The organism is Streptomyces sp. NPDC037100, assembly GCF_055606225.1.
Map to the genome: position 1 here is coordinate 482,269 of NZ_JBVJSX010000003.1, position 23,411 is coordinate 505,679.

At 72.8% G+C, this 23,411-nt stretch carries 15 protein-coding genes; 10 read left to right on the forward strand and 5 right to left on the reverse strand.

The features are described from left to right. Positions 1-5: 5 nt before the first annotated feature. Positions 6-1,349, forward strand: coding sequence for a BTAD domain-containing putative transcriptional regulator (locus ACZ7EG_RS12235; protein ID WP_471076019.1), 1,344 nt, complete (start codon positions 6-8; stop codon positions 1,347-1,349). Positions 1,350-1,406: 57 nt separating this feature from the next. On the opposite strand, the gene pip is transcribed toward ACZ7EG_RS12235, so the two are convergent. The 3 genes from pip to ACZ7EG_RS12250 are packed head-to-tail and all read right to left on the reverse strand — an operon-like array spanning position 1,407 to position 3,992. Then, entirely contained in the window at positions 1,407-2,369 is a 963-nt protein-coding gene (gene pip, locus ACZ7EG_RS12240; protein WP_471076022.1) for a prolyl aminopeptidase, read from the reverse strand. A 43-nt stretch (positions 2,370-2,412) separates the two neighbouring features. Then, a complete protein-coding gene (locus ACZ7EG_RS12245) occupies positions 2,413-3,045 on the reverse strand; it encodes an ankyrin repeat domain-containing protein (RefSeq protein WP_471076025.1) in 633 nt (210 codons plus the stop codon). A gap of 2 nt (positions 3,046-3,047) precedes the next feature. Then, positions 3,048-3,992: a LysR family transcriptional regulator gene (locus tag ACZ7EG_RS12250; RefSeq protein ID WP_467053595.1), complete on the reverse strand. Its 945-nt coding sequence runs from the start codon at positions 3,990-3,992 to the stop codon at positions 3,048-3,050. Positions 3,993-4,097: 105 nt separating this feature from the next. Between ACZ7EG_RS12250 and ACZ7EG_RS12255 the strand changes: the two genes are divergently transcribed. Beyond that, positions 4,098-4,460: a YybH family protein gene (locus ACZ7EG_RS12255; protein ID WP_471076028.1), complete on the forward strand. Its 363-nt coding sequence runs from the start codon at positions 4,098-4,100 to the stop codon at positions 4,458-4,460. 6 nt (positions 4,461-4,466) lie between these two features. Here ACZ7EG_RS12255 and ACZ7EG_RS12260 read toward each other — a convergent pair whose 3' ends face one another. Then, entirely contained in the window at positions 4,467-4,853 is a 387-nt protein-coding gene (locus ACZ7EG_RS12260; RefSeq protein WP_471076031.1) for a DUF6896 domain-containing protein, read from the reverse strand. A gap of 59 nt (positions 4,854-4,912) precedes the next feature. Continuing rightward, positions 4,913-5,899, reverse strand: coding sequence for a LacI family DNA-binding transcriptional regulator (locus ACZ7EG_RS12265; protein ID WP_471077063.1), 987 nt, complete (start codon positions 5,897-5,899; stop codon positions 4,913-4,915). A gap of 311 nt (positions 5,900-6,210) precedes the next feature. On the opposite strand from ACZ7EG_RS12265, the gene ACZ7EG_RS12270 reads away from it, so the two are divergent. From ACZ7EG_RS12270 to ACZ7EG_RS12305, 8 genes are all read left to right on the forward strand, one after another. Further along, a complete protein-coding gene (locus tag ACZ7EG_RS12270; RefSeq protein ID WP_471076034.1) occupies positions 6,211-8,265 on the forward strand; it encodes an RICIN domain-containing protein in 2,055 nt (684 codons plus the stop codon). A gap of 185 nt (positions 8,266-8,450) precedes the next feature. Next, on the forward strand, positions 8,451-9,275 hold the full coding sequence (locus ACZ7EG_RS12275) for an IclR family transcriptional regulator (RefSeq protein ID WP_471076037.1): 825 nt from the start codon (positions 8,451-8,453) through the stop codon (positions 9,273-9,275). Between the two features lie 450 nt (positions 9,276-9,725). After that, entirely contained in the window at positions 9,726-11,270 is a 1,545-nt protein-coding gene (locus ACZ7EG_RS12280) for an acyl-CoA carboxylase subunit beta (protein WP_471076040.1), read from the forward strand. 50 nt (positions 11,271-11,320) lie between these two features. Further along, entirely contained in the window at positions 11,321-12,589 is a 1,269-nt protein-coding gene (locus ACZ7EG_RS12285) for a wax ester/triacylglycerol synthase domain-containing protein (RefSeq protein ID WP_471076043.1), read from the forward strand. 53 nt (positions 12,590-12,642) lie between these two features. After that, on the forward strand, positions 12,643-14,109 hold the full coding sequence (locus tag ACZ7EG_RS12290; RefSeq protein WP_471076046.1) for an MFS transporter: 1,467 nt from the start codon (positions 12,643-12,645) through the stop codon (positions 14,107-14,109). 63 nt (positions 14,110-14,172) lie between these two features. Beyond that, positions 14,173-15,564: an NAD(P)/FAD-dependent oxidoreductase gene (locus ACZ7EG_RS12295; RefSeq protein ID WP_471076049.1), complete on the forward strand. Its 1,392-nt coding sequence runs from the start codon at positions 14,173-14,175 to the stop codon at positions 15,562-15,564. A gap of 56 nt (positions 15,565-15,620) precedes the next feature. Beyond that, the gene (locus ACZ7EG_RS12300; RefSeq protein ID WP_471076052.1) at positions 15,621-17,162 is read left to right on the forward strand and encodes an acyltransferase domain-containing protein; all 1,542 of its coding nucleotides are present in this window, start codon (positions 15,621-15,623) and stop codon (positions 17,160-17,162) included. Between the two features lie 50 nt (positions 17,163-17,212). Continuing rightward, positions 17,213-23,407: an SDR family oxidoreductase gene (locus ACZ7EG_RS12305; protein WP_471076055.1), complete on the forward strand. Its 6,195-nt coding sequence runs from the start codon at positions 17,213-17,215 to the stop codon at positions 23,405-23,407. Positions 23,408-23,411: the final 4 nt, after the last annotated feature.

Here is a 23,411-nt window from a genome sequence, read left to right on the forward strand (position 1 = left end):
CAGCCATGGATTTCCAGCTGCTCGGTCCGTTCACCGCCCGTCACGAGGGGCGGCCCGTGCTGCCCGGCAACCGCCGCCAGGAGCGGTGTCTGCTGGCGGTCCTGCTGCTGCACGCGGGCCACGCCGTCCCGACCGGCCGCCTCATCGACCTCCTGTGGGACGACGACCCGCCGGCCTCGGCCCGCGCCACCGTCCACACCTACGTCGGCCGGCTCCGGGCCGCGCTCCGGCCCTACGGGGTGTCCGTCGAGACCCGGCACGACGGCTACGCCGTGGAACGGGGCCCGCACCGGATCGACGCGCAGGAGTTCACCGGGCTCGTCGGGCAGGCGGCCGACGCGCGTGACCCGGTGGAGCGGATCGGCCACTACGACCGTGCCCTCGCGCTCTGGCGCGGCCCGCTGCTCGCGGACGTCGCCGACGACCGGCTGCGGGCACGCCTGGGCGGCCGGCTCGCCGAACTGCGGCTGTCCGCGGTGGAACAACGGGCCCGGGCCCAGCTCGACATGGGCCTGCACGAGCGGGTCCTGGCGGACCTGACACCGCTGCTCCAGGAGCACCCGACCCGCGAACGGCTGGTCGCCGCCCAGATGACCGCCCTGCACCGCACGGGCCGCCGGGCCGAAGCGCTCCGGTTGTACGGCCGCACGCGCGCGGTCCTCACGGACGAGCTCGGGATCGAGCCGGGACGTGAACTGCACGCCCTGCACGAGCGGATGCTGAGCGGCGACCCCCGGCTGGACCGGCCGCCCGGGCCCGTCTACGCGGTACGGGTCGACGACCAGTGGCTGCCCTGGACCACGAGCGGGCACCCGGCGCTGGAGTTCTGCAACACCTACGCCGGGTGGGGCGGGGACCGGCTGCCCGGGTCGGAGTGGCTGCCCGGCTACGCCACGCTCGCCGTGTGGGCCGGGCACGTCGACCTGATCGAGGAGCGGCAGACCGGCCGGCTGCGGGAACAGGCCCTGCACCGGCCGGACGAGGCCGCCGCCGCTCTCGACGAGGCCAGGCGGTTCCGTACGGACCTGTACGCCTGCCTGACCGACCCGCAGGACGGCCGGGCCTTCAAGGCGGTCGCCGGGGTGGTGGAGGAGGCCGCGAGGGGCTCGGTTCTCACCCGGGGAGAGGACGGCCTGGCCCGCTGGCGGCCGTCCCCCTCGGCAGGCCTGCGGCTGCCGCTCCACGCGGTGGCCCGACCGGCGGGCGAACTGCTCACCGACCCCCGCCGCTTCACCGTCCGCAGCTGCCCCGGCCGCGACTGCGGCTGGCTGTTCCTCGACGAGAGCGGGCGGCGGAGGTGGTGCAGCTTGGGGACGTGCGGGGCGGGAAGGGCCGTGGGTGGCGGCTGACGGGGACGGCAACCGGCCCCGACGCGCCCGTGCCCTTTGGCCCGTCACGTTCGTCCGTCACGCCCCCCGGAACCGGTCCGTGGCCGCCAGCACCGCCGCCGTCGTGGAGGTCCCCGACAGCCCGTGCCCCTCGTCGCCGATCAGCACGAGCTCCGCGTCCGGCCACACCTGGGCCAGCCGCCACGCGATGTCCACGGGCGAGCTGATGTCCATCCGGCCGTGGATCATCACGCCCGGGATGCCGGCCAGCCTCCCGGCGTCGCGCAGCAGCGCCCCGTCGTCCAGGAAGGCGGCGTGCCGCCAGTAGTGCGTGACGAGGCGGGCGAAGCGCATCCGGAAGAGCGGGTCGTCGTAGCGGGGGTCGGGCCGGTGCCCGGGCTGGGTGGAGACGTGCACGTCCTCCCACCGGCACCACTCCCGCGCGGCCCGTTCCCGTACGGCCGGATCGGGGTCGGCGAGCATCCGGGCATAGGCGTCCACCAGGCTCCCGTCGCGCTCGGACTCCGGTACCGCGTCCCGGAAGCGGGCCCACTCCCCGGGAAAGATCCGCCCCATGTCCCGGGTGACCCACTCCACCTCGCGCCGCGTGGTGGTGGTGACGCTGAACAGGACCAGCTCGGACACGGAACCGGGGTGCTGCTCGGCGTAGGCCAGCGCGAGGGTCACGCCCCAGGAGCCGCCGAGGACCAGCCACTCCTCGATGCCGAGGTGCCGTCGCAACCGCTCCGCGTCGGCGATGAGATGCTGCGTGGTGTTGGCGGCGAGCGAGGTCCGCGGATCGGCGGCGTCGGGCGTACTCCGCCCGCATCCGCGCTGGTCGAGGAGCACGATGCGGTACGCCGCCGGGTCGAACAGCCGGCGCCAGAACGGCCCCGCTCCGGACCCCGGACCGCCGTGCAGCACGAGGGCGGGCCTACCCGCGGGATTGCCACAGACCTCCCAGTACACGCGGTTGCCGTCGCCGACGTCGAGCAGGCCGTGCGCGTACGGCTCGATACCGGCGGGATGGAGCTCGGGCATGCGAGAGGTCCTCTCCGAAGCGGCGACGGGGGCGGGTGCGCGCCTACTTGATCGCGGTCCAGCCCGTCGGGGTCACCTTGTAGTGGTCCCCGTCGTCGGCGTCCATCCGCGAACTCGCGTGCACATGCACCCAGTCCCGCTCCAGGTGGTACCGGAAGCCGCCCATCATGCCGACCACCGTGAAGACGACTTTCACGGCGGGCCCCTCGGTGAGGGGCGCGAGTGGTGGCAGCAGGTGTTCGATCTCCTCGAAGCACCGGCCGGTCGACTCCCGCATCAGGGTGTGGACTTGGTGCTCCAGGGCGTCCGGCGGGGACGGCAGGGGCCGCACCGTGACCGGTTCGAGGAGGTCCAGCAGGTGGGTGTGCCCCTGCTCCCTCGCGATGTCGACGGGGCGGCGGCCGTCCCGGGTGCGCTGGGTACGCCAGGCGCCGTGTGCGATCAGCCGGGACACCACGGCGAAGTCCGCGCCGTGCCAGGCCGCCTGGTGCAGCGGGGAGAAGCCGCTGCGGTTCCCCGGCCGGGGCAGGTTGACCCACTCCGGCCGGTCTCCCAGCACCTCGAAGAGACGGCTCCAGGCGGCGTCCCGGGCCAGGTCGGAGAACTCGTCCCGCTGGTCCAGGTACCACTGGTTGAAGCGATCGCGGTCGGTGAGGCCGTCCCACTGCAGCAGCATGATCACCCGGTCACGCCAACGGAATCCGGCAGCGGTCCGTCGGACTGCCCCACGGTCACGGCTCGGCCCCCGCGCACGCCGAACTCCTCCTCGCAGCGCGCCAGAAGCTCCCGCACCGCAGGACTCCGCCCGCCCCGCCAGACCAGCGCGAGCAGCGCCGGTGTGGCGAGGTCGTCGATGGTGCGGACGACGAGCCGGTCCCGGTGTGCCGCGGCCATCGACTCGCTGAGGACGGCGACGCCCAGTCCGCGGGCCGCGAGGTCCGCGATGGCGTCCGCGGCGCTGGCCTGCAGCGCGATCCCGGGCCGGAGGTCCTGCGCGGCGCAGGCCCCGTCGAAGACGGTCCGCAGACCGGTGCCCGGGGGCATGCACACGATCGGATGGGCGGCGACGTCCCGCAGCGCGATCCGCCGCCGCGACGCCAGCGGGTGCCCCTCCGGCACCACCACGACGAGCCGCTCGCTGATGATCGTCAGCGTCTCCAGCCCCTCCGGGGCGGCGGCCGTGCCGACGAGGGCCACATCGACGGTGCCGAGGCGCACCGACTCCACGAGCCGGTCGGAGTTGTCCTCCAGCAGGGAGACCTCCACCCCCGGATGGGCCCGGTGGAAGGCGGAGAGGGCGTCGAACAGGGGCGTGACGGTGCAGCCGATGACCATGCCCACCACCAGCCGGCCCCGGATCAGCCCGGTCACCTCACCCACCGCCTGCCCGACCGCCCCCGCCGCGGCGAGCGCCGCCCGGGCGTGGTCGAGCGCCGCCCTGCCGGCCGCGGTGAGGGTCGCGGTGCGCGCCGACCGGTCGAAGAGCTCGGCCCCGAGCTCCCGCTCCAACTGGCGGATCTGGGCGCTGACTCCGGACTGGCTGATGTGCACCCGCTCGGCGGCCCGCGTGAAGTTCCGTTCCTCGGCGACCGCGACGAAGTACTCCAGCTGCCTCAGTTCCATGACTGTCGATTCTAGCTTCGATCAGATCCATCTGTTGGACTTCTGATGGCTGCCCGACGACGCTGGAGGCACCGCACCGAGACATCCCGACGCCAGGAGGACCCCGTGCCGGAGTACGAGAAGGCCATGCGCCCCGAGGACATCACCCGTCTGTTCGTCGAGCGCTCCAACGCCGGTGACGCGGCCGGGGTCGCCGCGCTCTACGAGGAGGACGCGGTCCTGGCCTACCCGCCCGGCCGCCGCACGGTGGGCCGCGAAGCGATCCGCGCCCTCTGGGAGAGGGTCCTGGCCGACCGCCCCCACTTCGAGCCGGAACACCCCCTGCCGACCCTGATCCACGGCGACATCGCCCTCACCTCCACCCCGCCGAAGGACGGGACGGGGGCGCGGGCGCAGGTGGTGCGGAGGCAGGCGGACGGGAGCTGGTTGCGGATACTGGATCAGCCGGAGTTCCTGCCGGCCTCCTGACCGGCGTCAGCGGTGGCCCGGAGGCCGGGACACGGTGAACCAGCCCGGCCTCACCTCCGTCAGCAGGTCGGGCAGCCCCTCGACCGCCGTCCGCAGGGCGTCCGCCGGGGGGACGGCGGACGCAGGCAGGCTCCGGGCGTACCGGCCCAGGCGCCAGAGGTCGAAGATCTCCGTCCCGTCGGCGGTGAAGTCCACGTCGATGTCGGCTCCGTCCGGGCTCGTCAGCCGGCATCCCGCGCCGTGGACCGCGTAGGCGTACCCACCCGCCTCGCCCTGGCGGCTGATCTCACCCGACCGAGCCAGTGCGAGCAGGTCCGCCGGCCGCTCCACTGACGGCACGGCACGCCTGAGCGCGACGTCGGCGGCACCGAGCGCGCGGACGAAACCGAGCACGGTCTCCCGTGCGGATGTGCCCTGGTCGTCAGGATCGTCTCCCCGCCCCGCCGGGCCCTTCACACCGCCCGCCGAGCCGTACTCGCCCGCCGCACCAGCCGCGTGGGCACCAGCGTCGTCCCGTGCTCCGCCCCGTCCTGGCGCATCTTGCTGAGCACCCCCTCCACACACAGCCGCCCGACCTCGGCGAAGTCCTGGTGGATCGTGGTCAGGGGCGGCAGGAAGGACGCGGACTCGGGGATGTCGTCGAAGCCGATGACGCTGACGTCGTCGGGGACGCGGCGGCCGCGTTCGTGCAGGGCGCGGAGCAGGCCGAGGGCCATCTGGTCGTTGGCCGTGAACACCGCCGTGCAGTCCGTCTCGTCGGCCAGGATGAGGCCCGCCCGGTAGCCGGATTCGGCCGACCAGTCGCCGCGCACCAGGGGCGGCGTCACCCGGCCCGCGGCTCTCAGGGTGTCGCGCCAGGCGTTGGCGCGGCGCTGGGCGGCGAAGGAGCCCTCCGGGCCGGCCAGGTGCCACACCGTGTCGTGGCCGAGGTCCAGCAGGTGCCGTACGGCGTCACGGGCGCCGCCCGCCTGGTCGGTGTCGACGACGGTGTAGCGGTCGCCGGCGTCGGAATCGGCCACCACGACCTGCACACCGGGCGGCAGGGAGACCGTCGCCGCGTCGAGCAGGTGGATCTCCATGATGACGATGACGGCGTCCACGGCGAGTTCGCCCAGCCGGGAGAAGGCGCCGTTCACCTCGTCCTGGGTGGGGACGGCCACGGGCAGCAGGGTCACGGCGTAGCCGTGCTCGGCGGCGGAGGTGGCGATGGCCTCCAGGGTGCGGATGTTGCCCATGGTGGAGAGCGAGAAGGTGATCACGCCGAGCGTGCGGAACTCGCCCCGGCGCAGCGCCCGGGCCGCGCTGTTGGGCCGGTAGCCGAGCTCCCGCATGGCGGCCAGGACCTGCGCGCGGGTGTCCTCGGTGACCCCCGGGAAGCCGTTCGAGACGCGGGAGACGGTCTGGGAGGAGACCCCGGCGAGCTGGGCGACGTCGGCCATGGAGGCGCCCTGGCGGGGGCGGGCCGCACGCCTTCTCGTGCGGCTCGTGCCGCCCGGCTGGCTCTCGCCGTTCACCGTGCCCACCTGCCCCTCGGTTCCCTCGCAGCGCACCGGGCGCGGATTTCGGTCCGGAACGAGTCCTTGACCCCTGAGATTCGGACAGTGTAGACATCCCGCCAGTGGATGTTTACGTAAACATTGCCTAGTCGAAACCGTACGAGAAGGCGCCGAACCCGCACCGGTCGCACCACGTAGGCCCCGATCTCTGCGCCCGCCGGGACGTGGCACGCAGAAGAGCTGGAGTACTCGAGATGGCACACCGCACCCGCAAGAGAAGGCTCCTCGGGGCCATCGGCGTCACCGCCGTGGCGACCGGAACCCTCCTGGCCACGACGACCCTGCCCGCCGCGCACGCCGAGCCGGCCCAGGCCGCGGTCGCCGGCGTCACCGTCCGGCCCGACCCGTCCTACTCGGGCGAGAGGTTCGAGGGCTGGGGCACCAGCCTGGTCTGGTTCGCCAACGCCACCGGCGACTACCCGCCCGCGGTCCGCGAGAAGCTCTACAAGCTGCTCTTCGGCGACGAGGGCCTCGCCCTGAACATCGCCCGCTACAACATCGGCGGCGGCAACGCCCCCGACGTCAAGGACTACCTGCGGGCCGGCGGCGCGGTCGAGGGCTGGTGGAAGGCCCCGGCGGGCACCACCCGCGAGGACGTCGACTGGTGGGACGCGGACGACCCGGCCGACTGGAACAAGAACGCGGACAAGACGCAGCGCTGGTGGGTCGACCGCATCAAGAAGGACATCACCCACTGGGAGACCTTCAGCAACTCCCCGCCCTGGTTCATGACCGAGAGCGGTTACGTCTCCGGCAACTTCGACGCCGGCAAGGACCAGCTGAAGCCCGAGTCGGTCGACGACTTCGCCGAGTACCTGGTGGGGGCGACCGAGCGGCTGGAGAGGGCGCACGGCATCAAGGTCGACACCCTCGACCCCTTCAACGAGCCGAACACCAACTACTGGGGCACCAAGCTCGGCCCCGACGGCGAGCCGGTCGGCGGCCGCCAGGAGGGCGCCCACATCGGCCCCGAGCTCCAGCAGAAGGTGATCCGCGCCCTGGCGCCGGTCCTGAAGAAGTCCCGGTCCGACGCGGAGATATCCGCGATGGACGAGACCAACCCGGGCACGTTCGCGACGAACTGGAACTCCTACCCCCAGGAGGTCCGCGACCTCGTCGCCCAGATGAACGTCCACACCTACGGCACCGGCCAGCGCACCACCGTCCGCGACCTGGCCAAGGCAGCCGACAAGCCGCTGTGGATGAGCGAGGTCGAGGGCGACTGGGGCGACGGCCAGAGCTTCACGGACATGCGCCCCGGCCTGGGCCTGGCCCAGCGCATGGTGGACGACCTGCGTGAACTGGAGCCCAAGGCCTGGGTGTTCTGGCAGCCCGTCGAGGACTACGACAACATGAAGCCGGGCGGCGAGTCCGCCAAGGGCGGCAACTGGGGCGAGATCCAGCTCCCCTTCAGCTGCACCTCGAAGGACACCCTGAAGTCCTGCCCGATCTACACCAACACCAAGTTCGACACGGCCCGCAACTTCACGCACTACATCAAGCCCGGCGACCGGCTGATCAAGACCGACGACACGTCCAGCACCGCGGCGGTCTCCCGCAAGGGCGACGCGGCGACCGTCGTCCACGTCAACAGCACGACCGAGGCGCGTGACGTCACCCTCGACCTCTCCAAGTTCGGCCGGGTCTCCTCCCGTGCCACGGTCACCCCGGTGGTGACCAGCGCCGACGGCAAGCTGGAGAAGCGGAAGGCCGTGCGCGTCAGCGGCAAGCAGGCCACCCTCACGGTGCCAGCCCAGTCCGTGACGTCCTTCCTCGTCAAGGGCGTCTCCGGGGTCGCGAAGGACGCCGCCGAGCTGCGCAAGGGCCACACCTACCGCCTCACCGGTGTCCAGAGCGGCAAGGACCTCACGATCGCCGGCAACGGCACGGGGCTGGTCATCAAGGGCGCGAACGCGACCGACCCGAGCGGTCAGCAGTGGCGGGTCGAGCAGGTCCGCGGCTCGGACAACCGCAAGCGGTACGTCCTGACGGAGACGGCTTCCGACAAGCGCCTGGCCGTCCGTGACGGCGCCCTGGTCGCCGAGCCGGACGAGGGCCACCGCGACCGGGCCGCCGAGTGGATCATGTCCACGACCGGCGACGGCACCTGGACCCTGGTCAACGCCGCCACCGGCCAACTCCCGGACGTCTCGGGCCAGTCCACCAGTGACGGTGCCTCCGTGGGCTTGTGGCAGCCCAACTCCGGTTCCAATCAGCGCTGGAAGGTGACGGACGTGACGAGCGGCTGACGCCTCCTCACACCGCTCGCCGAGACGCCCCCGTGCGCCGTCGCCCCTGTGCGACGGCGCACGGGGGCGTCGTCCTGCTCCTCCGTCCGCCCCGTGACCGTCATACCGGGCAACTACCGTGGTGTGCATGGGACAGGCCGTCACACCGGGGGTGGGCGGCGCCGACCTGAACGGGGAGCAAGGGTATGAGCAAGCGCGGCACTCTCGGCGGCAGTGCGCACGCCGACCGGGTCTTCCGGGTCCTGCGGGCCTTCACCGAGGTCGAAGGGCAGATGCACGGGCCCGGCGAGCTGGCCGAGGCGACGGGTCTGGACGACTCGACGGTGCACCGGATCCTCCAGTCCGGTGTGTACGACGGAATCTTCGCCCGGGAGGGGCACGGTCTGTACCGGCTGGGGGCGGGGGCCGCGCGGCTCGGGCTGAAATCCCTCGCCCACGCGCCCAACTCGCGTGTCACACACGCCGTTCTGGAGGATCTGCACACGGCGACCGACGGAGGACTGGCGTTCCTCTTCGCCCTGGCGCCCTTCGGCGGTGCCGGGAAGCAGTGCCTGGACATGGCCGTCGGCTCGTCGGACCTGTCCGAGGTCGGCATCCCGCACCGGGCGCTGATGGAGGTCTGCCGGTCACTGCGGACGGGCGCGGCGGGGCGGGCCATCCTCGCGTTCCTTCCGAAGGTGATCCAGGACGGTGTGCTGGCCGAGTCCGTTCCCGACGGAGCGGGGCCGGGAGCGTTCCGCGACGACGCGCGCCTGCTCGCCTCGCTCGAATCGGTCCGGAAGGACGGCATCGCGCTCGACGTCGAGGAGTGGGCGGAGGGCTGGGTCGGCTGCGCGGCGCCCGTCCGGTGGGACGGCCTGATCATGGGCTCCGTGGCCGTGCTGAAGCCCGGTCACGACATCTCGGCCTGCTCGGTGTCCGCGGTCCGGGCGGTGCGGCGGGCCGCGGAGTGCTTCACACCGGCCGACGACCACGGGCCGTGGTCCGAGGAGGCCCCGGGCTCGTACTGAGCGGCCCGACCCGCAAGGGAGCGTGCGAAACCCCCAAGACCCCCGGCCGTTCCCGGCCGGGGGTCTTTCATGCATGCGGCAGCAGCATTTATCCGGGGCCTTCCCTGTGAATTCTGGGTGTCCGGTTACGTAGAGGTGTCCGCGACGGGAGGTTGTATTCACTGAATCTCCCGCTTCTCGCGAGGCGGGATTCCCGCATATCCCGCCCTGCGGGAGAGTCCCGCATTCGCTTGACATGGGGTGGAGCGGCCCCCGAATAATCGAGAGGGAAAGGAGAAAGCCCGGGAGAAAGCTTCCGGGAGCTTCCCGGAGAGGTTCCAGGAGAGCCGCCTCCAAGAGACGGAGAAAGACTCAGATATGACGGTCCGATCCGACGCTCCGGTCGAGAGCCCCGCTCCGGCATCAGACTTACCGCCCCCCACCACCGACCCGGCCGCCCCCGCGTCCGGCATGCACGACAGCATCGCCCTCCTGCACGCCACCCGGCGCGACGCGGAGCACGGACCCGGTGACCGGGCCACCGAACAGCAGCACGCGCGCGGCAAACTGACCGCGCGGGAACGCCTGGACCTGCTCTTCGACGCGGACTCCTTCCACGAGGTGGGGCGGCTGCGCCGGCACCGGGCCACCGGCTTCGGACTGGAGCACCGCAGGCCCCACACCGACGGCGTCGTCACCGGCTGGGGGACCGTGCACGGCCGGACCGTCTTCGCCTACGCCCATGACTTCCGGATCTTCGGCGGATCACTGGGCGAGGCGCACGCGGCCAAGATCCACAAAGTCATGGACATGGCCCTTTCGGCCGGAGCCCCGCTGGTCTCCCTCAACGACGGCGCGGGGGCCCGTATCCAGGAAGGCGTCTCGGCGCTCGCCGGATACGGAGGCATATTCCAGCGCAACACCAAAGCGTCCGGTGTGATCCCGCAGATCGCCGTGATGCTCGGCCCGTGCGCGGGCGGAGCCGCCTATTCTCCGGCTCTCAACGACTTCGTCTTCATGGTGCGCGGCACGTCCCAGATGTTCATCACGGGCCCCGACGTCGTGCAGTCGGTGACCGGTGAGGAAATATCGCACGAGGGGCTGGGCGGCGCCGACGTCCACGGAGCCGTCTCCGGAGTCGCCGGTTTCGTCCACGACGACGAGGCCGAGTGCCTCGAGGAAGTCCGCCACCTGCTCTCCCTGCTGCCGCCCAACAACCGCGAACTGCCGCCCTCCTACGACTGCGCCGACCCGGCCGGGCGCACCAACGACTCGCTCGCCGACCTGGTGCCTGCCGACGGCAACCGCCCCTACGACATGCGCGCGGTCATCGAGGAGCTCGTCGACGAGGGGGACTGGCTGGAGACGCACGAGGGCTGGGGCACCAGCGTGCTGTGCGGACTGGCCCGGCTGGACGGGCAGACCGTCGGCGTCGTCGCCAGCCAGCCGACCAGCTTCGCCGGCGTGCTGGACATCCACGCGTCCGAGAAGGCCGCCCGCTTCATCTCCGTCTGTGACGCCTTCAGCATCCCCCTGGTGACCCTGGTCGACGTGCCCGGTTTCCTCCCGGGGGTCGACCAGGAGCACGGCGGCATCATCCGGCACGGCGCCAAGCTGCTGTACGCGTACTGCAACGCCACGGTCCCCAGGGTCTCGGTGGTGCTGCGCAAGGCCTACGGCGGCGCCTACATCGTCATGGACTCCCAGTCCATCGGCGCCGACGCCACCTACGCCTGGCCCACCAACGAGATCGCGGTGATGGGCGCGGAGGGCGCCGCGGGTGTCGTCTTCCGGCGGGAGATCGCCGCCTCCGACGACCCCGAGGCGACCCGCGAGCGGCTGGTCAAGGAGTACCGGGCCGAGCTGATGCATCCCTACCACGCCGCGGAGCGGGGCCTCGTCGACGACGTCATCGACCCGGCGGAGACCCGCGCCACGCTGATCGAGGCACTGCGCGCGCTGCGGTCCAAACACGCCGACCTGCCGTCCCGCAAGCACGGCAACCCGCCCACGTGACGGGCCTGACGGCAACGACGACCGCCGCGACCGGCAGGGGAGCCGAGCGCATGAACCACCGACTCAACCCGATCGACGAGGTCTTCCTCTCCATGGGCTCCACGGGAGACCAAGTCGGCCTGGCACACGGCCAGTTCCTGCGGTTCCAGGGCGGGACGCCGCCGCTGTCCGACGTACGCGACCACCTCACGGAGCGGCTGCCCGCGCTCCCGGGACTGACGCACCGCATGACACCGGTCCGGGGGCGGCGGCCCCGGCGGGTACCGGTCCCGGGCTTCGACCCGGCGGCGCACCTGCGGGAGAAGGAGTTCCCGACGGGGACACCGCTCGACACCGTCCTCACCGCCCTGGCCCGTGAGCCGCTGCCGGAGAACGCGCCCCTGTGGTCGATGCACCTCGTCCACGGATACGCAGAAGGGGAGTTCGCCGTCTGCTACCGGGTCCACCACAGCGCCGAGGACGGCATGGGCGCCTCGCACGTGGTCTCCGCGCTGTTCGGCGACCCCTGCCTGGAGGGCGGCCGACGCGACAGCGCGGGTCCGCGGCCCCTCATCAGCGGCTCCGCCCGCGAGCTCGCCCGGGGCACGGTCAGCGTGGGCACGGGTCTCGTCCGCGCCCTGCTGCCCGCCCAGCCGTGGCCGAGGGCGCCCCGGCCCCGCCCCGAGCGCCTCGGGGTCACCGCCGCCGACGCGACCTGGAACGAACTGCGGCGACTGAGCCGCCGGTTCGGCGCCACCCTCAACGACGCGTTCCTCATGACGTTGTGGAAGGCACTCGACGCCTGGGCCGCCGGCGGTGACGAGGACGTACGGTCGCGGTTCCGCACGGCACCGGTCCCGGTGCGCATGCCGCTGAGCACGCGCCGGCCGGGCGAGGACGCCCTCCTCGGCAACCACCTCACCACCGCGGTCGTCGCCCTGCCCGCCCGGGGCACCCCGCCCGACGTGGCGTTCGGCCAACTCGCCGGGCGCACCCGGCGGATGCGCGCCCACGGCCTGCGACCGGCCAGCCGGGCCCTCGTCGGCATCCTGCCCGCGCCACTGACCCGGTGGACGGTCCGGCGGCTGCTCAGCCCCCGCGCCTCACCGCTGTACGCCTCCAACTTCAGCCTGCCCACGGCGCTGTCCTTCAACGGCGCCCCCGTCATCGACGCGACCCCGCTCGGCGTCCTGCTGCCGGGCAACGCCCTGTCCGTGACCCTGCTCTCCTACGGGCAGCGGGTCCGCATCGGCTTCCTCTACGACCGCGCGCTCCCCGAAGCGGAGCGACTGGCCGGCCTCTGGCGCGAGGCGCTGGACACCCTGTCCGCCCCCGCCTAGCCCGGGCCACCGCGCGCCCCCCTGCCCACCGCACGCCCAACGAAGGAACTCTCGTGTTCGGTTGGTCCCCTTCCCGTGGAAACGCCCTGTCGACGCTGGTGGTGAGTGCCCTCGCGGTGTTCATGGCCGCGTTGGACAACCTCGTCGTGATCACCGCACTGCCCGCCATCCAGAAGTCCCTGGACACCGATCTGCAGGAACTGGAATGGACGGTGAACGCCTACACCCTGGCCTTCGCCGTGTTCCTGATGGGCGGCTCGGCCGCGGGGGACCGCTTCGGACGCCGACGCATGTTCCTCATCGGGCTCACCGTGTTCACGGCCGCCTCGGCGGGGTGCGCGCTGGCAGGCTCGCCCGGGGAACTGATCGCCGCCCGGGCCGTGCAGGGCTTCGGCGCGGCCATCGTCATGCCGCTGACCCTGACCCTGCTGACCGAGGCGGTGTCGGAGCGGCGACGCGGGATCGCCCTCGGTGTGTGGGGCGCGCTCAGCGGACTGGCCGTGGCGCTGGGCCCGCTGGTCGGCGGGGCCGTCGTGGAGAAGATCTCCTGGGAGTGGATCTTCTGGGTCAACGTGCCGATCGGAGTCGCCGTCCTGCTGCTCGGCCTGTGGCAGCTCGCCGAGAGCAAGCAGTCCGGCGCACGCCTCGACCTGCCCGGCACCGTCCTGGTGAGCCTCGGCATGCTCGGCGTGGTCTTCGCCCTGGTGAGCACCACCGACGACGGCTGGACCAGCGGCAAGGTGCTCGGCTCCCTCCTCGCCGGGATCGTGCTGCTCGTCGCGTTCGTCCTGTGGGAACTGCGCGCCCCGGCCCCGATGCTGCCGATGCGGCTGTTCGCCAACCGGGCGTTCAGCGCGGTCAACGTCACCAGCATGCTGATGTTCGCGGCCATGTTCGGACTGGTCTTCCTGCTCACCCAGTTCATGCAGAACATCCAGGGCTTCTCGCCCCTGGAAGCGGGCGTGCGGATGCTCGCGTGGACGGCGATGCCCGTGCTGGTCGCGCCCCTGGCGTCCTTCCTCACCGCCTGGATCGGCAACCGGCTCGTGGTGGCGCTGGGGCTGCTGGCCGAGGCCGTCGCGCTGGGCTGGCTCGCCTCGGTCACGGAGGTCCACACCGCGTACGCGGACCAGGTGCCCGGTCTGGTGCTCGGCGGCATCGGACTCGGACTGTTCTTCGCGCCCACCGCCGAGATGGCGATGAACGTCGTCGAGCCGCGCGAACAGGGCATCGCCTCCGGCGCCAACAACACCTTCCGCGAGCTCGGCGGCGTCCTCGGCGTCGCGGTGCTCACCTCGATCTTCACCTCGTACGGCGGCTACGTCACCCCGCAGCAGTTCGTCGACGGGCTGGTCCCCGCCGCCTGGGCCGGTGCGGGGTTCGCGGCGCTCGGCGTGCTGGCCATGCTCACCGCGCCGCGCCGCTCCAAGGAGCCGCGGCCGGCCGAGGCGGCCCCGGCGCCCGCCGGCCGCGAGCACGACGCGAGCGAGGCGCCCGAGCTGCAGAGGAGCAGGAGCTAGCGGCGACGCGGGACGACGGGACGACGAAGACGCACGGACGAATCGGTACCTGGGGGACCTGACATGTATGACGTCATCGTGGTGGGAGCGCGGATCAGCGGTGCCGCCACCGCCATGCTCCTGTCGAAGGCCGGACACAAGGTCCTGCTCCTCGACCGCGCCGTCTTCCCCGGCGGGAAGGCCGCCGCGACCAACCTGGTGCACCCGCCCGGCATCCTCCGCCTCAAACGCTGGGGCCTGCTGGAGCGCCTGCGGGCCACGGGCTGCCCGCCGATCCGCGAGTACGGTCTGCAGAGCGGCCGGGCCCGGCTGATGGCCCCGCTGCCCGCGGTCGACGGCGTCGACGAGGCGTACTCCCCGGAGCGGGCCGCCCTGGACCGGATCCTGCTGGACGCCGCCATCGAGTCCGGCGCCGAGTTCCGCGAGGGCTTCTCCGTCCAGGGCCTGTGCACGGACGAGGCCGGCACGGTGACCGGCATCCGCGGACGCACCGACGACGGCACGCCCGTCACCGAGCACGCCCGGCTCGTGGTGGGCGGCGACGGCTCCAACTCCACCGTCGCCCGCCTGACGGGCGCCGAGAAGTACGGCACCCGGCCCGTCCTCAACAAGAGCCACTGGGCCTACTGGGAGGGCCTGCCGCACGACGGCCGGGTCCGCACCCACCGGCACGCCCGGAAGCACACCTTCACCTGGCCCACCCACGACGGCCTGACCATCGTGGGAGTCGCCCTGCCCACCCGCGACTTCAAGGCCGGCAGTGAGGAGGAACGCGACCGGACGGTCGTCGACGCCTTCGAGGCCGTCGACCCCGAGTGGGCCGCGGCCCTGCGCGACACCGAGCGCACCGGCCGCTGGATGACCGGCTCCGTGCCGAACTTCCTGCGCCGCTCCCACGGCCCCGGCTGGGCGCTGGTCGGCGACGCCGGCTACACCCGCGACCCCATCACGGCCGCCGGCATCAGCGACAGCCTGCGCAGCGCCGAACTGCTGGCGGAAGCCGTCGACACCGCGTGGTCGACGTCCGGCGGCGCCGGTCTGCCTCAGGCGCTCGCCCGGTACGGACGGCAACGGGACGACCTGGTCCGGGGCCACTACGAGTACACCTGCGACCACGCCGCCATCGCCGACCACAGCCCCGAGGAGGTCGAATTCATCGAGGCGATGAGCCGCAGCGCCACACACGGCCGGGACATGGTCGGCGTCTTCGCCACGATCGTGGACCCCGCGCGGTTCTACTCCGCCGCCAACATGCACGCCCTGCTGGACCACGTGGAGTCCGGCCCCGACACGAGCTGGAAACTGCGCATGGTGCGCTGGCTGGTGCGCGGAGCACCACGGCACATCCCCCCGGCCCGCCGCACCGGTGACCGGCTGATCGCCGCGAACCTGGGCTCCATGGGCCAGTACCTGCTGGACAGTCCCCGGCGACCGGCCGCGCACACGGCTCCCTAGCGGTCCACCGACCGCGCACCCACCCTCGACCCACTCGCGACAAGGGAAAGATCAGCATGCCCGAAAACACTTCCACCGCCCCGCACACCGCGTTCGTCCTGCCCGGCCAGGGCGGCTTCGACGGCGTCGCCCTGCGGCGGGCCAAGGACACCCACCCGCAGGTCCAGCGCGTCTTCGAACGGCTCGACGCCACCACCGAGGCGCTGTTCTCGCAGCGGATCAGCGAGGCGGTGTTCGGCCCGGAACAGGCGGACCTGCGCGACCTGCTCGCCAAGGACTCCTGGATGTCCCAGGTGGCCATCTACGGCGCCGGCCTGGCCGCCCACGAGATCCTCACCGACCACGGCGTCCGCCCGGACGTGCTCGCCGGACACAGCCTCGGCGAGATCACCGCCCTCGTCGCCGCCGGGGCCTTCTCCCCGGAGGACGGCGTGCGGATCGTCGCGCAGCGGGTCGCGGTCATCGAACGCCACGACGGGGCCGACGGACGCATGGTGGCCCTGTCGGCCGGCGCCGACCGGGTGCGGATGCTGCTGGGGCTCATCGACGAGCCGATGCTGGCGGTCGCCACCGAGAACCACGACGAACAGACCGTGGTCAGCGGGCCCGACGCCGTACTGGACCAGGTGACGGCCGTCGCCGCGCAGCTCGGCATCGGCGCGATCGAGATCGACGCGCCCTTCCCCTTCCACACCCCGGCCCTCGCCCCCGCGGCCCCCGAGTTCGAGGCGTACGTCCGCACCCTGGAGCAGCACCCGCTGCGCCGGCGCGTGTACTCGCCGATCCTGCAGCGCTACTACGAGCCCGACGAGCCGCTCGCCGGCCGCCTCGCGGACCATTTCGTCCAGCCGGTCCGGTTCGCGGCGGCGGTGCGTCGGCTGCACGGGGACGGCGTCTCCACGTTCGTCGAGGCGGGCGGACGCCCCGCGCTGTCCAAGCTGGTGACCCGGCTGACGCGCGGCTCGGACGTCCGCTCCCTGCCCACCCTCGCGCTGGACGACGGCGGCCGGCTGGCCCTGGACGCCACGCTGCGGGAACTGCGCGAGGCGGGCCTCGCCGACGCCGGCCCGGACCGGCCCGGACTCGCCGAACTCCTGGCGCCGTCCGTCCCCTCCGACCTCTTCGAGGCGTACTGGGAGGCACACGGCCCCGAAGTGCGGGAGCGGATCCGGACGGACCTCGACGCGTTCGCGGCCTCCGGGAGGCAGGAGCGTAAGCCGGACCGGGCAGCCGCGCAGGAGCGGACGCCGGAGCGGGCAGCCGCGCCGGAGCCCGCCCCGCGGGAGGCCCCGGCAGGCGTCGACGCGCCCGCGAACGCCGCCCTCGACCGGGACGAGGTCTTCACCGAGCTGCGGACGCTCTACGCCCAGGCGCTGGAGTACCCGGAGGAGGTCTTCGAGGCCGGAGTACAGCTGGAGGCGGAACTGGGCGTCGACTCGGTCAAGCAGGTGGAGCTGCTGTCCCGGGTGTCCCAGCGCTACGGCCTGCCGCCGCGCGAGGCCGACTTCCGCCTGGACCCCTACAACACGCTCGACGCCATCGCCGACTTCGTGATCGCGGAGCTGGCCCGGCTTCCGGAGCCCCAGCCGGTCGGCTGACCCGGGGCCGCACACCGCCCGTCCGCTTCTTCGAGAAGGACACGCATTCCATGAACGACCTCACCGGCAAGGTGGCGCTGGTAACCGGCGGGTCGAGGGGGATAGGAAAGGCCATCGCGCGGGATCTCGCCGCGCGCGGGGCCGACATCGTCCTCAACTACTTCCACTCCCACGACCAGGCCAAGCAGACCCGCGACGAACTCGTCGCGGAGGGCGCCCGGGTCGACCTCGTGCGGGCCTCGGTGGCCCGGCAGGAGCAGGTCGACCGGATGTTCCAGGAGATCGACGAGCTGCACGGACGGCTCGACATCCTCGTCAACAACGCGGCGAACGGCGCTCTGCTGCCGCCCGACGAGGTCACCGAATCGCACCTGGACAAGGCGATCGAGACCAACTACAAGGGCGGACTGCGCTGCTCCCGGGCCGCCGCGCCGCTGATGGCGCGCAACGGCGGCGGCGCCATCGTCACCGTCTCCGCCCTCGGCGGCTCCCAGATGGTGATGGCCAACTACTCGGCGTGCGCGCCCGCGAAGGCCGCGGCCGAGGCCGCCGCACGGTATCTCGCGGTGGAGCTCGCGCCGCTGGGCATCCGGGTCAACATCGCGTCCGCCGCGATGCTGAGCAGCGAGGTGGCGGACAAGTTCCCCGACGCCGGACCGATGCAGGACGTCATCGAACGGGCCACTCCCTGGGGGCGGCTCGGCCGGCCGGAGGAGTTCGCCGCGCTCGTCTCCTTCCTCGCCTCCGACGACGCCCGGTGGATCACCGGCCAGGTCGTCCTGGCCGACGGCGGCCTCACCCTGGGCGCGGCCCTGCTGTCCCCTCCGGGGGAGGCGGCGGCCAGGAGCGCCGGGGTCTCTCAGCAGCCGGCGCCCGACCACCGGGCACAGCCCGAGTCCGATCGGCAGCCCGGGCCCGAGTCCCGGCCCGGGTCCGGGTCCGGGTCCCGATCCGGGTCGGAGTCCGAGTCCCGGCCCGGGTCCGGGTCCGGGTCCCGATCCGGGGCGGAGTCCGGGTCCCGATCCGGATCGGAGTCCGAGTGCCGGCCCGGGTCCGGGTCCGGGTCCCGGCCTGAGCCCGCCCCCGTCGCCGCCGGGTCGCCCGGTGAGGAGGCCGCCGAGTTCGGTGACGACGCCATCGCCGTCGTCGGGATGGGCATGGCCGTCGCCGGGGCGAACAGCCCCGACGAGTTCTGGAAGCTGCGGACGACCGGGGACGAGCTCTTCGTGAAGGTCCCCCCGGACCGGTGGCAGCACGACAGCTTCCACTCGGCCGACCTGGCCGCCGAGGACAAGGCGTACGCCGAACAGTGCGTGTTCATCACGGACTTCGAGGCCACCGACGGCGCCCTGGACGGCATGCCGGGCGGCCCCGACGAGCAGGAACTCACCACCCGGTGGCTGCGCCACAGTCTGGTGCAGGCACTGGACGGCGTCCGCCGCCAGGACACCGACCGCTGCTCCTTCGTGATCGGCTACACCCCGGACGGCAGCCAGCACCTCGAAGAGGCGGGCGTCCTGCAGAGCGCGACCCGGCTGACCCACGGCATCGTCGACGACCTCGGCCTCCCCGAGGACCGGCGGGACACGCTCCGCGACGGCATCGACCGGACCCTCTCCGAGCGGTACTGGCGCGGCGCCGGCTCCCCCTCGCGTTTCCTGCCCCACCGGGTCGGCGAGGTGGCCATGGACGGCGTCCTGCCCCCGTCCACCGAACTCCACATGGTCGACACCGCCTGCTCCTCGTCGCTGTACGCGATCGACATCGCGGCCAAGGGCCTGCTCATGGGCAAGCAGGACATCGCCGTGTGCGGCGGGGCGTTCGCGCTGGCGCCGCGCGGCACGGTGCTGTTCTCCAAGCTCCAGGGCCTGTCCAAGCGGGGCACCGTGCACGCCCTCGACGAGAGCGCCGACGGCGTGATCTTCGCCGACGGCGCCGCCCTGGTCGTCCTCAAGCGGCTCAGCAAGGCCCGGCAGGACGGCGACCAGGTGCTCGGGGTGCTGCGGGCCTTCGGCTCGTCCTCCGACGGCAAGGGCAAGGCGATCTACGCCCCGAACGCCCGGGGGCAGTCCCTCGCGGTGCGGCGGGCGCTGGAGGGCGGCGAGGTCGACAGCGCCGACGTGCGGTGGATCAACGCGCACGCGACCGGTACGCCCGCCGGTGACCTGGAGGAGTTCACCACGCTGCGGGAGCACTTCGGTACGTCCGCCCCGACGGCCGTCACCTCCAACAAGTCGCTGCTGGGTCACACCGGCTGGGCCGCGGGCGTCGTCTCGCTCATCGAGAGCCTGAAGGGCCTGGAGCAGGACACCATCCCGGGGCAGTACCGCCTGGACACCCCCCGCGTCGACTTCCGGCTGGACGAGACGGGTCTGGAGGTCACCCGGGAGTCCCGGCCCTGGACGGCCGACGGGGACCGGCCCCGGCTGGCGGCCGTGTCCGGGTTCGGCTTCGGCGGCACCAACGCCCACCTCATCGTCTCCGAGAACCGCCCCGCCGCCGAGGCGGAGACGGCCCACACCCCCACGACCAAGGCACCGGCGGCCGACAGCCGGGTGGTCCTCGTCGGCTGGTCGGCGCATCTCCCGGGCCTGGACGGGCCGGCGGACGTGACGCGCTGGCTGGAGGGCGGTGACGGGCCGCTCGACAGCTTCGGGGCGGACTACCCGGTACCGCCGTTCAACCGGGTCCGGCTGCCTCCGAAGACGATCCGCGCGCTGGACCGGTGCCAGCTGATGGTCCTGGAGTGCGCGCACGAACTGCGCGACCGGATGCCGGACTTCTGGAGCGAACAGGCGCCCAAGACCGGGGTCTTCGTGGGGCACATGGGACCGACCAGGGCGGCGATGCAGTACGCGAACCGCTGCTACCTGGACGACGTCGGGGAGGCGCTCGCCGCGTCGCCCCTGGCCGGATCGGCAGAGGTGCCCGAGGTGCTGGACCGCCTGCGGGAGCAGGTGCGTTCGATGATCCCGGAGTCCAACGAGGACTCCTTCCCCGGCCAGATGCCCAACATCATCTCGGCCCGGGTGGCGAACTACTTCGACCTCAACGGCTCCAACATGACCGTGGACTCGGGCTTCGCCTCCGCCCTGTCCTCCCTCACCCTGGCCGGTCGCTACCTGCGCACCGGGGAGCTGGACTTCGCCCTGGCCGGCGGCATCAACGGCAACAGCCTCCCCGAGTACCGCTCCCTCATCGGCGACCTGCTGCCCGACCCGGGGACGGAACTCGCCGAGGGCGCGGTCCTGTTCGCTCTGACCACCGAGGAACGGGCCCGGAGTGCCGGTCTGCCCGTCCTCGCCTACCTGGACGAGACAGTGGACGAGAACGCGGACGACACGGTGAACGAGAACGCGGGCGCGGGCGCGGACGGGGCTGCGGACGGGACGCCCCTGCGGGATCCCGTCCGGTGCGGCGCCGACGCCCCGGAGAACGCCCGCTACCTGGGAGCCTCCGGCGGCCTGGCCGTCCTGCGGGCCCTGCACGGCCCCGCGGGCCGGGTGACGGTGTCCGGCACCGGCGACACCGGCACGGCGGGAGCGGGCCTCAGGCTGACGATCCCGGGCGCCCCGAACGAGACCCCGCGCGACACCCCGCCCACCCAGCGCGAAGCCCCGCACGACACCTCGCCCGCCCTCCTGCGTGCCCCCTTCCGTTCCACCACCCGCACCGAAGCCGGGGAGCCACTGCGCGTCCGGCGGTGCGTGCCGGTGCTGGAGGAGACTCCTGCCCGCCCGGTGCGCGAGCGGGTGCCGTTCCTGCCCGACGGGGCGGTCGTCGTCACCGACGCTCCCGATCTGGTGGCCCGGGCGGCCCGTCCGGACGCCACCGTCACCGTGCTGTCCACCACGCCCTTCGACACCCCGCGCCCCGGCTGGCACCACCTGCCGGAGGTCACGCCCGAGACGGTCCGCGAGGCCCTGTCCCGGGCCGACGGTCCGATCACCCGGCTGCGGGTGCTCGGCGACCTCGGCCGGTCCACGCCGCCGGAAGAGGCCCTCGCCTCGGGCGGCACACCGTCCCTGCTCGCCCTGCACGACGCCGCGTACCTCGCCGTCCAGTACGCCTACGACGACCTGGCACGGCCCGGTTCGGACCTGACGATGCTGCTGCTCGGCGCCGTGCCGGACGGCACCCCGCATCCCTTCTCGGGCCTGTTCACGGGCCTGTTGAAGAGCGCGGGCCTGGAACTGGCCGAGGGCGGCAGCCTCGCGTTCCTCACCTCCGGCCAGGACGTGGCGGCGGCGGTCCGCGCGGTGGAGGAGGAGAGCCGTGCCGGGCGGGACTTCCCGGTGGTCGTGGAGACGGACGGGGTGCGTCGTACCGTCCGGCTGCGCGAGGAGCCCGTCGACCTGGCCGAGGCGACGCCCGCCGCACTGGACCGGGACTCCGTGATCGTCGTGGCCGGCGGCACCCGGGGCATCACCGCCGAGGTCGCCAAGTCCCTCGCCAGGGAGTTCGGCCCGCGCATCCACGTGCTCGGCAGCAACGACCTCGACGCCTACCCGCCGTCCGTCTTCGAGGGCGGCGACGAGGAGTTCGCGGCCGGCCGGGCGGCGTTCATCTCCGCCGAACTCGCCAAGGGCGGGGGCCGCAACGTCGCGAGCATCACCAAGGACTTCGACCGGATGCTCAACGCCCGCGAGTCGCGCCGCAACCTGCGCGAGATGGCGGAGCACAGCGGCCCGGGCCGCGTCACCTACCGCGCCTGCGACATGCGCGACGGCGCCGAGGTCGAGAAGGCCCTCGGCGAGATCGTCCGGGAGAGCGGACGGATCGACCTGCTCGTCAACGCCGCCGGGCTGCAGCGCTCGGCACTCATCAAGGACAAGGACTTCGCGGAGTTCACCGCCATCCGGGACCTGAAGGTGGCGTCGTACCTGAACCTGAAGTACGCGCTGCGCGACGCCCCGCCGCGCCTGTGGTGCAACTTCGGCTCGCTGCTGGGCTTCTTCGGGCAGCTCGGCGAGGCGGACTACGCCGCGGCCAACGACTTCCTCGGCACGGCCGCCGGTTACGCGACGGCCACCTCGGACCATCCGGAGGTCACCATCGGGTGGACGCTGTGGGCGGGTGTCGGCATGGGCGCCGGCGAGCTGACGAAGGCGTACTACGAACGGGCCGGCTCCTACAGCAGCATGCCGGTGCCCGAGGGCGTCCACCACTTCGTGCAGGAGCTGCACGCCCCCGTCCGACGCCCCTCCGTCGTGCATCTGGGCGACGCGGAGGAGGCCACGGTGGAGAAGTTCTACCCCGGCTACCTCGCCCACCGGCCGGCGGACCCGCCCGCACCCGGGTTCTTCCTGCGCCGCGAAGTCTCCTCGAACGGCCGCTCGGCGGTCTTCGAGTGCCCCTTCGACCTGCGGACCGACGGCTATCTGGAACACCACACCGTGCGCGGCGAGCCCACCCTGCCGGGCACGTTCGTGACCGAGCTGGCGGCCCAGGCGGCCCGCCGTCTGGTGCCGGGGCGGCACGTCGTCGCCTTCGAGGACCTGACGTTCGAGCACTTTCTGCGCGTGTACCGCGACGTCCCCACGGCGCCGAAGCGCATCACCGCCGAGATCGTCGAGGACGAGGACCAAGGCGGGGACGAGCGCGGGATCACCGTCGTCCGGGTGCGGGTCTGCGAGGACGTCGTGTCGCCCAGCGGCGTCGTACTCGTCCGGGACAGGCCGCACTTCACGGCCCGCGTGCTCCTGGCGGACACGTATCCGCACGCCCCGCGCTGGGACGCCTGGGACCCCGCGGACGACACCCCGATCCCCGACCCGTACCACCAGGAGGGCTCCCCGGTGCGGTTGAGCGGACCGTTCGTCTCGACGAGCGGCACCGCCGTCCACCCCCGCGGCAAGCGGGCCCGCTACGACCTCGACCTGCCCTCGGACGACCCGGTCTGGCAGGGGTTCACCGTCCCGTGCGTCCTGCTGGACGGACTGGCCCGGGTCGGAGTGCTGGACCTGGTGGACGACCGGCTGATCCCGGTCGCCGCACCGCTGTCGATCCGCCGCGTCGACCTCTACGAGGAGGCCAACGACCTCACCCTGTCGTCCGGCCGCGACCGCATCGACCTGTACGCCACACCCCCCGGGTTCGGTCTGGCCGACGACCGGGCCGAGAACCGGTTCGTGGCGGCCCGCCCCGACGGCCGCATGGTCCTCCAGATGAAGGACCTCCGCGCGGCCCTGATCGGCTACGTCGACGCCCGCACGGGCGAGGCAGTGCCCGTCGACGGTGCCTGACCGG